The sequence below is a fragment of the Geothrix sp. 21YS21S-2 genome (assembly GCF_030846775.1).
Classification (GTDB): Bacteria; Acidobacteriota; Holophagae; order Holophagales; family Holophagaceae; genus Mesoterricola.
Map to the genome: position 1 here is coordinate 3,290,421 of NZ_CP132910.1, position 14,322 is coordinate 3,304,742.

Genomic DNA, 14,322 nt, shown 5'->3' on the forward strand with positions numbered 1-14,322 from the left:
CCTTCCGCCGTTTCCGTGGAAACTGGTGGATGAGGTGCATCATGTCCCTGGACTTCCAGAGCTTCCTGACCCGGCTGGACGCGCGCGGCGAACTCGCGCGGATCCACGCCGAAGTCGACCCCCACCTGGAGGCCGGCGCCATCGCGGACCGGGTCAGCAAGAGCCCCGGAGGCGGGAAGGGGCTCCTCTTCGAGAACATCAAGGGCGCCACCATGCCCGTGGCCATGAACGTCTTCGGCAGCCTGCGCCGAATGGAGATGGCCCTGGGCGTGGACGGGGACCCCAGGGGCCTGGACGCCGTGGCCGCGCGCATCGAGAAGCTCATCCAGGAAGCCATGCCCAAGCCCGGCGCGAGCTTCCTGGACAAGCTCGCCAAGCTCCCGGTGCTGGCCGAGGTGGGCGCCTGGATGCCCAAGACCGTGCGCAAGGCAGCCTGCCAGGAGGTCGTGTGGCGCGGCGAGGAGGCCCGCCTTTCGCGGCTCCCGGTGCTCACCACCTGGCCCGAGGACGGCGGCCCCTTCATCACCCTCGGCCTGAGCCACACCCGCCACAAGAGCGGCCTGCGCAACATGGGCATGTACCGCCTCCAGGTCTACGACGACCACACCCTGGGCTTCCACACCCAGCTCCACCATGACGGCGCCCGCGCGCGCCACGGCTACGCCCCCGGGGAGCGCATGCCCGTGGCCGTGAGCCTGGGCGGCGATCCCGCCCTGTCCTACGCGGCCACCGCGCCCCTGCCGCCCTTCCTCTCGGAGATCATGTTCACCGGCTTCCTGCGGGGCGAGGGCGTGGAGATGGTGCGCTGCGTCTCCAACGACATGGAGGTGCCCGCGGACTCCGAGATCGTCATCGAGGGCTGGGTCGATCCCGCCGAGCTTCGCCGCGAAGGCCCCTTCGGGGACCACACCGGCTACTACTCGCTGGCCGACGACTACCCCGTGCTGCACGTGGAAGCCATCACCCACCGCAAGAACCCCGTGTACCCGGCCACCATCGTGGGCCGCCCCCCCCAGGAGGACGCCTACCTGGGCTTTGCGACGGAACGCATCTTCCTACCTTTGCTGAAGATGGTGCTCCCCGAAGTGGTGGACATGCACCTGCCCCCCGCCGGCGGCTTCCACAACCTGGCCATCGTGGCCATCCGCAAGGAGTATCCCGGCCACGCCCAGAAGGTCATGAACGCCATCTGGGGCACGGGCCAGATGATGTTCACCAAGGGCATCGTGGTGGTCGATGCCGACATCGACCCCCATGACGCCAACGAGGTCCTCTTCCGCATCACCAGCAACGTGGACCCCCGCCGGGACCTGCTCTTCACGGACGGCCCCCTGGACGTGCTGGACCACAGCAGCGACCGCTTCGCCTTCGGCAGCAAGGTGGGCGTCGACGCCACCCGCAAGAGCCTGAAGCTGGACAACTTCCAACGGGAGTGGCCCCGGGACCTGGTGTTCCCGGACGCGATCCTGGAACGGATCGCCCGGCGCTGGTCCGAGTACGGAGTCTCCTAGCGTTCCACGTGGAACATCACTCCCGGGCGTCCACCACGATGGCGGGTTCGGGGGTGGGGCACCCGAAGGAGCAGAGTCCGCACCCCGTGCAGAAGTCCGGTACGACCTCAGGGTGGGGCAGGGCGCCCTCCTTGGCCTCCCCCATGCGGATGGCCACCCCCGGGTAGGGGCAGCGGTCCACGCAGGTGGTGCAGGGCTGGCTCGCCTCCCCTTCGCGCTCGTAGGTCAGGCACAGGCGCGGCTTGACCCGGGCGGTGCCCATCTTCACGGCCGGGGGGCCCTCCAGGACCTGGTCGCCCACCTTCCGCTTGGGCCAAACCAGGGCACCCTCGGGGCAGGCGGTGATGCAGGGCAGGGAGGTGCACAGGAAGCACGGCATGTTGCGGGTGAGGATGTAGGGGGTCCCCGTGGCCAGGGCCGTCTGGGGCCCGGCCTTCAGGATGGAATCCTGCGGGCAGGCCTCGATGCACTTGTCGCACCGGGTGCAGGCCAGCAGGAAATCGAACTCGTCCAGGGCCCCCGGGGGACGCAGCAGGGAGGGCCCGGCCCCCGTCACGGCATCCTCCACCCGCATGGCCACGAAGCCGGCCATGAGGGTGCCCAGGGACTTGAAGAAGTCCCCCCGGTCATGCGGTTCGTCCAGGTGCTTGGCCATGGTCCTAGAGCTCGAGGAGACGCAGCACGGGCATGAGCGTCCCCCACAGGATGGGGTCGAAGCCCAGGGTGAGCACGCCCGCGCGCCCCTCGTCCGAAAGGCTCAGGTGGGCCAGGAGCTCGGGCGTGATGGACACTTCCCGGGAGGAAGGCGGGTGGTCCGACCAGGTGACGCCCTGGGGCGCCTCCAGCTGCGTGAGCGCGCCGCCGGGAGCGGCCGTCAGGTGCAGCACCAGGAGATCGCCGTGGAAGGCCGGCACCCGCACCTCCACGAACCGCCCCCGGGGGAACTGCGGGATCACTTCGAAGGCGGCGCGGTAGCCCAGCTTCTCGATGCTGGGATCCTCCCCCTTGAGCACGGCCATGGTCTGCTCCAGGAGACCGTCCAGGCCCCTGTCGCCCTGGAAGGCCACGGACCGCAGGTGGGTGCCCCCCACCTCGCCGATGCCGCCCACCAGCCGGGGGAGGGTGGCCAGCACCTGCTCCACCGCCGGGCGGTTGCGCAGGGCGAGCTTCCCCTTGGGCCAGGGCCCGTTCAGGGGCATGGGCTCCAGGGACGCCTCCGCATCCGGACGCAGATCCAGGATGCGGCCCTTGAAGCCTTCCAGGATCTCCGGCAGGGGCGTCTCCGCGAGGATGACGAGCTCGATCTCCTCCAGGAGGGCGGGACTGGGCGCGAAGATGACGACGTCTCCCAGTTCCTCCTCGACGGTGGTGGGCCCATGGGAGAGCGGCAGCACCGAACAGTCCCTCGCCTCGAGGGTATCCACCAGCTCCCGCCCCAGGAGGGCGCCGGCGCCGACAACGGCAATCTTAAGCATGAAAGACCTTTCTAGACACGTACGGAAGCGGCATCGGCGGGCATGTGATCCGCCAGGGCGGCGGCCACGTCCCGGGCCAGGAAGGCGCGCACCTGCTCCCCGGCGCGGCCCGTGAAACGGCGGGCATCCAGGAGGCCCGTCAGTTCCGATTCATTCATGTTCCACGCAGGATCCTCCGCCAGCAACCGGAGAAGCGTATTGGGCTGCCCTTCCTCCTTGATGCGCCTGCCGGCTTCCATGGAAGCCACCCGGAAGCGCTCATGGAGGTCCTGCCGGTCGCCGCCCCGCTTCACCCCTTCCATGAGGAGGAGCTCCGCCGCCATGAACGGCAGTTCCGACTGCAGCCGGGCCTCGATCATGCGGGGGTAGACCACCAGGCCGGTGGCCACGTTGCGCAGCAGCACCAGGATGGCGTCCACGGCCAGGAGCCCCTGGCTGAGGGTGAGTCGCCGGTGGGCGGAGTCGTCCAGGGTGCGCTCCATCCACTGGGTGGAGGTGGTCTGGTACGAACTGGGCATGAGCCCGGTGACGAAGCGCGCCAGGCTCACGATGCGCTCGCTGCGCATGGGATTGCGCTTGTAGGGCATGGCGCTGGAACCGATCTGGCTCTTCTCGAAAGGCTCCTCCACCTCCTTCAGGTGCTGAAGGAGCCGCAGGTCGCAGCCGAACTTGGAGGCCGAGGCCGCGATGCCGCAGAGCACCTGCCCGATGCGGTCCTCCAGCTTGCGGGTGGCGGTCTGGCCGGAAACGGGGATGGATCCGCAGCCCACCTTCTCGCAGAACCTCGCCTCCAGGGCCTCCACCTTGGCCCCGTCGCCGTCGAAGAGCTCCAGGAAGCTGGCCTGGGTGCCGGTGACGCCCTTGAGGCCCCGCACCGGCGTGGTGCGCAGCACGTGATCCAGATCCTCCAGATCCAGGAGCAGGTCCTGGATCCACAGCGTGGCGCGCTTGCCCACGGTCGTTGGCTGGGCCGGTTGGAAGTGCGTGAAGCCGAGGCAGGCCTGGTCCTGCCAGGTCGCCGCGAAGTCCCGCAGGCACGCGATGACGTCCTGCAGGCGCCGCCGGATCAGGCGCAAGGCCTCCTGGGCGATGAGCAGGTCGCCATTGTCCGTGACGAAGCAGCTGGTGGCCCCCAGGTGGATGATGGGCCGGGCTGCGGGCGCCTGCTCGCCCCAGGCGTGGATGGCTGCCATCACATCGTGCCGGAGCGACGCTTCGAAACGGGCGACCGCATCCAGGTCCACCGCGTCCTGGGTGGCCCGCATCTCCGCGATCTGGGCCTGCGTCACGGGGAGCCCCAGCTCCGCCTCGCTCTCAGCGAGGGCGATCCACAGGCGGCGCCACACGCGCATGCGGTACAGGGGCGAAAGCAGCCGCACCATGGCCTTGGAGGCGTACCGGGACGCGAGGGGGTGTTCGAAGCTTTCCAGTTCGCTGGCATCGCTGGGGGGCAGAATGGGCATGGGCCACCTTTCCCTTTCATTTTGGCAGATCGGACGGGAACGCGCTTTTATGCCCTTCTTGTGAGAAGATTTCTGTCGGAAACCTATGAGGTGTTGCCATGCCCATGTACGAGGCCCTGCGCGTTGCGGACCCTGCCATCTTCCAGGCCCTGGAGCTTGAAGTCCAGCGCCAGCGCCATCATCTGGAGCTCATCGCCTCCGAGAACTACGCTTCCCGGCCGGTCATGCAGGCCATGGGCAGCCACTTCACCAACAAGTACGCCGAGGGCTATCCCGGCCGCAGGTACTACGGCGGCTGCGTCAACGTCGACACCGTCGAGGAGCTCGCCCGCACCCGCGCCAAGCAGCTCTTCGGGGCCGAGCACGCCAACGTGCAGCCCCACAGCGGCGCCCAGGCCAACATGGCGGTGTACTTCTCCGTCCTGAAGCCGGGCGACACCGTGCTGGGCCTGGACCTGGCCCACGGCGGCCACCTCACCCACGGCCACCCCCTGAACAGCTCCGGCATCCTCTACAAGTTCGTCGGCTACCACGTGGACCGGGAGACCGAGAAGGTCGACATGGACGAGGTCCGCCGCCTTGCCCTGGAGCACAAGCCCAAGCTCATCGTGGTCGGGGCCTCCGCCTACTCCCGCACCTTCGACTTCCCCGCCTTCCGCGCCATCGCGGATGAAGTGGGCGCGCTGATGATGGTCGATATGGCCCACATCGCCGGCCTCGTGGCCACCGGGCACCACCCCAGCCCCGTCCCCTTCGCCGACTTCGTCACCACCACCACCCACAAGACCCTGCGCGGCCCCCGCGGCGGCCTCGTCCTCTGCAAGGAACGCTTCGCCAAGGACCTGGACCGCGCCCTCTTCCCCGGCGTGCAGGGCGGCCCCCTCATGCACGTGGTGGCGGCCAAGGCCGTGGCCCTGGGCGAGGCCCTCAAGCCCGAGTTCAAGGTCTACCAGGAACAGGTCGTGCGCAACGCCGCGGCCCTCGCCAAGTCCCTCATGTCCCGGGGCTGGCGCGTGGTCTCCGGAGGCACCGACAACCACCTCATGCTGGTGGACGTCTTCCAGCAGGGCATCCTGGGCAACGAGGCCGAACAGACCCTGGACAAGGCCGGCATCACCGTGAACAAGAACGGCATCCCCTTCGACCCCAATCCCCCCCTCAAGCCCTCGGGCATCCGCATCGGCTCGCCGGCGGTCACGACCCGGGGCATGAAGGAACCTGAAATGGAACGCATCGCCGGCTGGATCGACATGGCCCTGCGCTTCCGGGCGGAAGAGGGCTCCACGGCCCGGATCCGTCAGGAAGTCTTCGAACAGACCGGCCTTTTCCCCATTCCCGAATAGCCTTCAGGGGAACCTTGCATGTCTTGCCCTTCCAAAGGCCGGATCCTGGTTGTGGATGACGAGCCACTCATTAGGGAAATGGCGCGCGAGATCCTGGAGAACTCGGGGTACACCGTGTCCGAGGCGGTGGATGGGCAGGCGGGCCTGGATCTGTTCCTGGAATCGCCCGGAGGCTTCGATCTGGTCATCCTGGACCTGGTCATGCCCCGCCTCCACGGCTTCCAGGTGATGGACCGGATCCTCCAGGCCGCCCCGAAGACCCGGATCCTCATCAGCAGCGGCTTCTCCCCCGACACCCGGCCGGAGCTGACCCGCGCCACCCCCACCACGGCCTTTCTCGCCAAGCCCTACCGCAGCAAGGACCTTCTGGAACAGGTCCGCCGGCTCCTCGCCGCGGAGGGCTAGGCCAATGGGCGCAGATGCCACGGACCGTCCGCCCCTCATGGGTCCAGGGAGCCGTACGGGTGAGGTCGAGGTGTTCATGCTATTTCGGCACGGCTCCTGATGGAGGCCGATGGGATCTTCGTCTACGGCTCCCTCCGGGAGGGAGGCCGGAACCACGCCTGGCTGATGCGCACGAACCCCGAAGGCCTTACCGGGGCCCACGTTCCGGGGAGGCTCTTCCACCTCCCCGCCACGGGCTTTCCGGCCGTTGTGCCCCTGGAGGAACCGCCCCTGGCCCCGCCCGGCCCGGGCTGGGTGGCGGGAGCCTTCGCAGGCTACGAGGACGAAGCGGCCCTGGCGAACGCGCTCGATGACCTGGACCAGCTGGAGGATGTGGAAGGCGGTCTTTTCGAGCGCATCGTGCTCCCCGTGGTGCTGGACTCGGGGCACCGCTATGGGGCCTGGGTCTATGTATTTCCTCCCGACCGCCTGCCCCGCCTCGAACGGGAAGGGGTCGAGCTGACCACCGGGGACTGGAAAGAATATCTTGGGGATTGAGGGTTCCAAGTATTATTGAATCTATGCATCCACGGCATTTCAGGTCCGCGGTCCTTGGAAGTCTCTTTCTTCCGGGCCTTGTCTGTGTCCTTCCCGGCCCCCCCCTGGCCGCCCAGGAAGGCACGCCGGCTTCACGTAAGATAACTGACCTAAAGAATAAGGTTGAGTCCGACAACCGCGCGCACCCTTCGGTCTCCCTGGCCGCGGAGGAAGAGGCCCTGGCCCTGCTTTCCCGGGACCCGGATCCGGAGGCCGAGACCTGGTTCCTCCTGAGCCAGATCCGGGACGCCATCGTCCTCAAGGAATTGAAGAAAGCCGCCGCGTCGGTGGAGCGCTCCCGGGTTCTCGTGAGGCGAACAGGCAACCAACGCGACCATTTCACGCTGGAGGTGGAAGCCGCCAATCTGCTCCTGGCCCAGGAGCATCTCGCCGAATCCAAGGCCGCGGCCGAGGCCCTCCTCCCCGCCCTGGAGGCCTACCGTGCGAACTCGCCCCGGGATCAGGAGATGGGCCGCCTCCTGGCGCGCGCCTACCGGAACCTCTCCACCACGCTCAGGAACCTGGGCCGGCTTTCGGAGGCCATCCGGATCCTCCAGAAGGCCCAGCGGACAAGCGAGGACATTAACGACCGGGCAGGCAGGGCGCGGATCCTCGATCGCATGGGCTACCTCTATGTCTACATGCGCCGTTTCGACGAGGCCGTGGCTTCCCACCGGGCTGCCATCGCCGAGGCGGAGTCCCTGGGTGATGTCCGGCTGCAGGCCCCCTTCCATCTGTCCCTCGCCAACGCCTACGGCTCCATGGGGGACTCCGACCGCCAACTTGCCGAGATGCGCACGGCTTCGGAACTGGCCGGCCAGGTCAGCGACTCGGCCACCCAGCTCCTCATCTCCGTGAACATGGCGGATGTGTACTTGGGCAAGAAGGACTATCGCAAGACGCTGAAGTTTGCCGACGAGGCCATGAAGCTGGCAGTCGCCGCCCAGGATCCAGGGTCCATCGCCGTATGCCAGGTGAACCGGGGCATCGCGCTCAATCGCCTGGGCAGCAGCGCCGAAGGGCTCAAGGCCATCCAGGAGGGCCTCGCCCATTTCCGGGCGTCCGGGGCCATCAACGACTCCGCCGAGATCACCGGCAACCTTGCCGAGGAGTTTGCTTTCGCCGGGGACTACCGGCGAGCCTATGAGACCGAGGTCGAATTCAAGAATCTGGCCGACTCCCTCAAGGCGTCCCAGGACCAGAAGCACATCGCCGACGCCAGTGCGGCCTTCGAAAGCGACAAGCAGCAGCTCCAGATCCAGGCGCTCCAGCGGGACCGCCGCAATCAGGCCCGCCTTCGCCTCCTGTGGATCGCCCTGGGAGCCCTGGGCTTCGGAATCGCCGGCGTGCTGGTGCTGAGCCGGCGCCGCCTGGAGTCCGCGAACAAAGCCTTGGCGGACATGAGCCTCCGGGATCCCCTGACCTCCCTTGCCAACCGCCGCTACCTCACCACCCGCATCGCCGAGGACCTGGCCCAGGTCAACCGGCTGCAGAGGCTCGGCAAGGCCAGCAACGGCAAGGACCGGATGATGGCCAATATCGACGTGGTCTTCCTCATGATCGACATCGACCATTTCAAGGCCGTCAACGATGAGCATGGCCACGTGGCCGGGGACAATGTCCTCAAGCAGTTCGCCGGCATCCTCTCCCAGACCATGCGGGACTCGGACACGGTGGTTCGCTGGGGTGGCGAGGAGTTCTTCGTGGTGGCCAAGCACACCTCGAGGGCGGACGCCCACCTGGTTGCCGAACGCATCCGGTCCCGGGTGGAGGCCTTCAACTTCGACCTGGGCAACGGCGGGTACCTCCACAAGACCTGCTCCATCGGATACGCCTCCTACCCCTTCTTCCGCCGGGAACCCGCCAAGGTGGCCTGGGAGAAGGTGGCCGAGGTGGCCGACCAGTGCCTCTACGCGGCCAAATCCATGGGACGCAACACCTGGGTCGGCGTGCACGAGGCCGTGGACGCGCCCGAATCCCTGCAGGAGATCATGGCCGGCTACCCCAATGTCTCCGGTCTCGTGGCCAAGGGCGTGCTCATGGCCGAAAGCCACCAGGACCAGGCGATCACCTGGGCCTCCTAGAAGCCTAGTCCATGCGCAGGGGGCCCAGGGCGAGGGCCACCAGGATGCCCAGAAGGATCAGCACGAGGTTCGCGACGTAGGCGGCCGGGATCACGGGATGCTTCTGGAAGGGGTGGAAGGACGGGTGGAAGTGCACGGGAGCCTCCTTTCCCGCTGGTTGCACTCCAAGGATGGGTCGGCCCGGCCTTTTTCGCCGTGAATTTTGCGCCATACGCACCGGCGGCGCGGAACGATCCCCAGGATCGTCCCGCGCCGCGTTCAGACCGACCTGCTAGTCCAGGCCAAGCTTCTGGGGTTCCCCGGTCTCGTCGGGGCCCGGCTGGCCGCTTTCGCCTTCCACGCCCTCATCCTCGTCGTCCAGGGCCTGGGCGCTGGCATCGATCTTCGCCAGGCCAACCACGCGGTCGGCATCGGAAGGAAGCGTGAGGAGCTTGACGCCCATGGCGGCGCGGCCGGTCTTTCGCACCCCGTCGATGCTGAACCGGATGACCATGCCCTCCTGGGAGATGAGGAGGCAGCCTTCACCCTCCTTCACCAGGACCGAACCCACCACCTTGCCGTTGCGGACGCCCGCCCGGATGTTGATCACGCCCGTCCCGCCCCGGCCCTGGAGCCGGTAGTCCTGCAGGAGGCTGCGCTTGCCGAAGCCCTTCTCGGTGACGGTCAGGAGCATGCCATGGCTGGCGGTGCTCTCGTCGGGAACCTCGCCTTCCGGCAGGTCAGGCAGGGCATCCGTGACTTCCATGTCCACGATGGCGTCGCCCGTGCCCAGGCGCATGCCCCGGACGCCGGTGGCGGTGCGGCCCATGGCGCGGACGTCCTCCTCGGGGAAGCGGATGGCCTTGCCCAGGGCGCTGATCAGCAGGATCTGCTGGCTGCCGTTGGAGACCCGCACCGACACGAGGCTGTTGCCCTCCTCGATGTTGAGCGCGATGAGGCCGTTGGACCGGATGTTGGCGTAGGCGCTCAGGCTCGTCTTCTTCACGGTGCCGTCGGCGGTGGCGAAGATGAGGTGGTTGTCCTCCGGGAATTCCCGCAGGGCCATGAGGGTCACGACCTTCTCGTCGTCCTTGAGGGAGATGAGGTTCTTGATGTGCTTGCCGCGGGTGGAGGCGGCGGCCTCGGGCAGGTCGTAGACTTTCAGGGCGTAGGCGTAGCCGCGGTCCGTGTACACCAGGAGGGTGTCGTGGGCCTTGGTGAGGAAGAGCCGCTCGACGAAATCCTCGTCCTTGGTCTTCATGCCCAGCTTGCCCTTGCCGCCCCGCTTCTGGCGCCGGTAGGCGGCCAGGGCCGTGCGCTTGATGTAGCCCGCCTTGGACATGGTGACGACCATCTCCTCGTCGGGAACCACGTCCTCCATGCGGATGTTGCCGGAGAAGGCCGAGATCTCGGTGCGCCGGTCGTCGCCGAACTGGTCGGCGACGTTCTTGAACTCCTCGCGGATGACCTGCATGAGGAGGGTGTCGTCGTTCAGGATGGCTTTCAGGGCGGCGATGGTCTGTTCGAGCTCGCGAAGCTCCTCGAGGATCTTCTCCCGCTCCAGGCCGGTGAGGCGCTGGAGGCGCATGTCCAGGATGGCCTGGGCCTGGCGTTCGGAAAGCTGGAGGCCAGGGTTCTTCTTGATGGCCGCTGCGGTGGCGAAGGCGCCGTCCATGAGGCCCTGCTTGGCCTCCTCGGGGGAGGCGGCGGCGCGGATGAGCTTGATGACCGCGTCCAGGTGGTCCAGGGCGATCTGCAGGCCCATGACGATGTGGTGCCGCTCCTCGGCCTTGCGCAGCTGGAAGAGGGTCCGCCGGGTGACCACCTCGCGGCGGAACCCGATGAACTCCTTGAGCACTTCCCGGATGGTGAGAATGCGGGGCTGGCCGTTGACGATGCACAGCATGGTGATGGGGAAGGAGTTCTGCAGGGGGGTCTGCTGGTAGAGCTGGTTGAGGACGATGTCGCTGGCCTCGCCCTTCTTGAGCTCCACCACCATGCGGATGCCTTCCCGGTCGCTCTCGTCCCGGAGGTCGCTGATGCCGTCGATCTTCTTCTCGTGCACCAGTTCGGCGATCTTCTCCAGGAGGGTGGCCTTGTTCACCTGGTAGGGCAGCTCGGTGAAGACCAGCTGTTCACGGTCGCCGGCGCGCTTGATCTGCTCGACGTGGGACTTGGCCCGCACGATGCAGCGCCCGCGCCCGGTGCGGTAGGCGTCCAGGACGCCCTCCGTGCCCAGCATCAGGCCGCCCCCGGGGAAGTCGGGGCCCTTGATGAACTGCATGATGCCATCCAGGCCCAGGGTGGGGTCGTCCACGAGGGCGATGAGGGCGTTGCAGCACTCCCGCAGGTTGTGGGGCGGGATGCTGGTGGCCATGCCCACGGCGATGCCCTGGCTGCCGTTCACCAGCAGGTTGGGGAACCGGGTGGGGAGGCTGAGGGGCTCCTCCATGCTGTCGTCGTAGTTGGGACCCCAATCCACGGTGTCCTGTTCCAGGTCCGACATCATCTCGTTGGCCAGCCGGGAGAGGCGGGCCTCGGTGTAGCGCATGGCGGCCGCGCTGTCGCCGTCGATGGAGCCGAAGTTGCCCTGGCCGTCCACCAGCACGTGCCGCATGGAGAAGGGCTGGGCCATGCGCACCAGGGTGTCGTAGATGGCCGAGTCCCCGTGGGGATGGTACTTGCCCATCACGTCGCCCACCGTGCGGGCGGACTTCTTGTAGGCGCGGTTCCAGTCGTTGCCGCCTTCCTTCATGGCGTACAGGACGCGCCGGTGCACGGGCTTGAGGCCGTCGCGCACGTCGGGGAGGGCCCGGCCCACGATCACGCTCATGGCGTAATCCAGGTAGGACTTCCGCATTTCCTTTTCTATCTCGATGGGCTCGATTCGCTGGTTCTGGGTCATTCAGGCTTCCATTCGTTCCACGTGGAACAGGTGCGAAAAAGGCAAGGTTTTCAAGGGGAACTTAGACGTCGATGTTCTCGGCCAGCAGGGCGTTGTTCTCGATGAACCGCCTGCGGGGCTCCACGGTGTCGCCCATGAGGATCGTGAAGATCTCGTCGGCCTCCACCGCGTCGTCCACCTGGACCTGCAGCAGCGTGCGCCGCGTAGGATCCATGGTCGTCTCCCACAGCTGCTCGGGGTTCATCTCGCCCAGCCCCTTGTAGCGCTGGATGCCGAGCCCCCGCTTGCCTTCCTCGAGGATCATGACGAGCATCTCCTCGGCGTTGGCGAAACTGAGTTCCTTGGATTTGGTCGTGATGCCCGCCTCGGGTTCCTCGCCTTCCACCGGGGCGGCGGGCGCATTGCTCCGGCGGAGCTTGAGGCCGCCCCCCTGGAAGGTGGCCAGGTCCGTGTGGAGGGCCTTCAGCCGGCGGAACTCGCCCCAGTGGGAGACCTGTTCATCGATCCACAGGGTGATGGGCCGGGAGAGGTGCATGCGGGTCAGGCGCAGGCGGTGCACGGCGGGGATGGTGACCCCGTCCACCACCTCGGCGGGGATGGTCTCGAGTTCGCATTCGCCGAGCTTCTTGGCCAGGAGCCGGACCATGAGCTGCCCCAGATCCTCGTCCGACCCGAAGCGGGCCTCGTCCAGCAGGCCGTCCTCCAGGAGGGCGTCCACCAGGGGCCGGGCGTAGCCGCGCCGGTCCAGCTTTTCATACAAGTGTTTGACTTCGCCCCACTTCTTCATTTCGCGGACCAGGGCGGGCCCCTGGTGCTCGCTGCCGTCGGGCAGGGTCAGGACCCAGCCGTCCAGGGCCTTGTTGAAGAGGTACTCCTCGAGGGCCCGCTCGTCCTTGAGATACCGCTCCTGCTTGCCCTTCTTGACCTTGTAGAGCGGCGGCTGGGCGATGTACAGGTGGCCGCGGAGCACCAGCTCGGGCATCTGGCGGTAGAAGAAGGTCAGCAGCAGGGTCCGGATGTGGGCCCCGTCCACGTCGGCGTCGGTCATGAGCACGATCTTGTGGTAGCGGAGGTTCTCCACCTTGAAATCCTCGGCGCCGATGCCGGTCCCGAGGGCCTGGATGAGGATCCGCAGCTCGTTGGAGCCCAGGATCCGGTCGAACCGCGCCTTTTCGACATTGAGGACCTTGCCCTTGAGCGGGAGGATGGCCTGGGTGCGCCGTTCGCGACCCTGCTTGGCCGAACCGCCGGCCGAATCACCCTCCACCAGGAAGATCTCCGACTGGGCCGGGTCCTTCTCCTGGCAGTCCGCCAGCTTGCCGGGTAACCCGGCGCTGTCCAGCGTGCCCTTGCGCCGGGTGAGCTCGCGGGCCTTGCGGGCCGCCTCCCGGGCGCGTGCCGCCTCGATGGCCTTTTCCAGGATGGCCTTGGCCTCCCTCGGGTTCTCCTCGAAGAAGCTGGTGAGGCGGTCGTAGACGATGGTCTGGACGATGCCCTTCACTTCACTGGAGACCAGCTTGTCCTTGGTCTGGCTGCTGAACTTGGGATCGGGCACCTTGGCCGAGATGACCGCCGTCAGCCCTTCCCGGACGTCCTCGCCCGAGAGCGTGACCTTGGCGGACTTGAGCAGGTTGTTCTTCTCAGCGTAAGTATTGATAACGCGAGTCATTGCCGCGCGGAACCCCTCGAGGTGCGCGCCGCCGTCGCGGTTGCGGATGTTGTTGGTGAAACAGTAGAGCGTCTCCTGGTAGGTGTCGTTCCACTGGAGGCTCACTTCCACCGCGATGTCGGACTTGGTGTCCTCGATATGGATGGGGGGCTTGTGCAGGACGGCCTTGTTCCGGTTCAGGTGCTCCACGAAGGCGTCGATGCCGCCGGCGTTGAAGAAGTCGTGATGCTCCCCGCTGCGCTCGTCGGTGATGCGGATGTGGACGCCCTTGTTGAGGTAGCTCAGTTCCCGCAGGCGCTGGCTGAGGATCTCGAAGGAGAAGTCGAGCTTGAGGTGGAAGATCTCCTCGTCGGGCTTGAAGCGCACCCGGGTGCCCCGGCGCGTGGTGGGCCCCAGGAGGGCCAGGGGGGCGTCGGCCTTGCCCTGGGTGAAGGTCATGGCGTGCTCCTTCCCGTCGCGCCATATGGTGAGCCACAGGCGCCGGGAAAGGGCATTGACGCAGGAGACGCCGACGCCGTGGAGGCCGCCGGAGATCTTGTAGGAGTTGTCGTCGAACTTTCCGCCGGCGTGGAGGACGGTCATGATCACTTCCGCCGCGGACCGGTTCTCCTCCTTGTGGAGGTCGGTGGGGATGCCCCGGCCGTTGTCCTCCACCGAGCAGCTGCCGTCGTCGTGGATGTAGACGTCCACCCGGGTGCAGTAGCCCGCAAGGGCCTCGTCCACGGCGTTGTCCACCACCTCGTAGACCATCTGGTGGAGGCCGCTGCCGTCGTCCGTGTCACCGATGTACATGCCGGGGCGCTTCCGGACGGCTTCCAGATCGCGCAGCACGGTGATGTTGTCGGCGGTGTAGGTGGGTTCCGTTTCCTGCTGTTTGGCCTTGCTAACTTCTTCGGTCATCAATACTCGCTT

11 protein-coding genes are annotated in these 14,322 nt (G+C 67.1%); 5 read left to right on the top strand and 6 right to left on the bottom strand.

The window, feature by feature from the left end; all coding sequences use genetic code 11:
• Positions 1-41 precede the first annotated feature (41 nt).
• Positions 42-1,511, top strand: a complete 1,470-nt coding sequence (locus tag RAH40_RS14445; RefSeq protein ID WP_306598262.1) for a menaquinone biosynthesis decarboxylase — start codon at positions 42-44, stop codon at positions 1,509-1,511.
• A 16-nt stretch (positions 1,512-1,527) separates the two neighbouring features.
• On the opposite strand, the gene RAH40_RS14450 is transcribed toward RAH40_RS14445, so the two are convergent.
• The 3 genes from RAH40_RS14450 to purB are packed head-to-tail and all read right to left on the bottom strand — an operon-like array spanning position 1,528 to position 4,449.
• Positions 1,528-2,166 carry a 4Fe-4S dicluster domain-containing protein gene (locus tag RAH40_RS14450; RefSeq protein WP_306598263.1) on the bottom strand — a complete coding sequence of 213 codons (639 nt, stop codon included), beginning with the start codon at positions 2,164-2,166 and terminating at the stop codon, positions 1,528-1,530.
• Positions 2,167-2,170: 4 nt separating this feature from the next.
• Positions 2,171-2,986 (bottom strand): hypothetical protein, encoded by an 816-nt coding sequence (locus RAH40_RS14455; protein ID WP_306598264.1) that lies wholly within the window; start codon positions 2,984-2,986, stop codon positions 2,171-2,173.
• Between the two features lie 11 nt (positions 2,987-2,997).
• Positions 2,998-4,449 carry an adenylosuccinate lyase gene (purB, locus tag RAH40_RS14460; protein ID WP_306598265.1) on the bottom strand — a complete coding sequence of 484 codons (1,452 nt, stop codon included), beginning with the start codon at positions 4,447-4,449 and terminating at the stop codon, positions 2,998-3,000.
• A 98-nt stretch (positions 4,450-4,547) separates the two neighbouring features.
• On the opposite strand from purB, the gene glyA reads away from it, so the two are divergent.
• The 4 genes from glyA (at position 4,548) to RAH40_RS14480 (ending at position 8,857) form a co-directional block, all read left to right on the top strand.
• Positions 4,548-5,792, top strand: a complete 1,245-nt coding sequence (gene glyA, locus RAH40_RS14465; protein ID WP_306598266.1) for a serine hydroxymethyltransferase — start codon at positions 4,548-4,550, stop codon at positions 5,790-5,792.
• A gap of 18 nt (positions 5,793-5,810) precedes the next feature.
• Positions 5,811-6,197, top strand: a complete 387-nt coding sequence (locus tag RAH40_RS14470) for a response regulator (protein WP_306598267.1) — start codon at positions 5,811-5,813, stop codon at positions 6,195-6,197.
• Positions 6,198-6,296: 99 nt separating this feature from the next.
• Positions 6,297-6,734 carry a gamma-glutamylcyclotransferase gene (locus RAH40_RS14475; protein ID WP_306598268.1) on the top strand — a complete coding sequence of 146 codons (438 nt, stop codon included), beginning with the start codon at positions 6,297-6,299 and terminating at the stop codon, positions 6,732-6,734.
• A 23-nt stretch (positions 6,735-6,757) separates the two neighbouring features.
• Complete coding sequence (locus RAH40_RS14480; RefSeq protein WP_306598269.1) at positions 6,758-8,857, top strand: tetratricopeptide repeat-containing diguanylate cyclase; 2,100 nt, start codon at positions 6,758-6,760, stop codon at positions 8,855-8,857.
• A 4-nt stretch (positions 8,858-8,861) separates the two neighbouring features.
• Here RAH40_RS14480 and RAH40_RS14485 read toward each other — a convergent pair whose 3' ends face one another.
• The 3 genes from RAH40_RS14485 to gyrB all read right to left on the bottom strand — a co-directional run bounded on the left by RAH40_RS14485 (position 8,862) and on the right by gyrB (position 14,310).
• A complete protein-coding gene (locus RAH40_RS14485) occupies positions 8,862-8,993 on the bottom strand; it encodes a hypothetical protein (protein WP_306598270.1) in 132 nt (43 codons plus the stop codon).
• 135 nt (positions 8,994-9,128) lie between these two features.
• On the bottom strand, positions 9,129-11,741 hold the full coding sequence (gene gyrA / locus RAH40_RS14490) for a DNA gyrase subunit A (protein ID WP_306598271.1): 2,613 nt from the start codon (positions 11,739-11,741) through the stop codon (positions 9,129-9,131).
• A 61-nt stretch (positions 11,742-11,802) separates the two neighbouring features.
• Positions 11,803-14,310, bottom strand: a complete 2,508-nt coding sequence (gene gyrB, locus RAH40_RS14495; protein WP_306598272.1) for a DNA topoisomerase (ATP-hydrolyzing) subunit B — start codon at positions 14,308-14,310, stop codon at positions 11,803-11,805.
• Between the last annotated feature and the right edge of the window lie 12 nt (positions 14,311-14,322).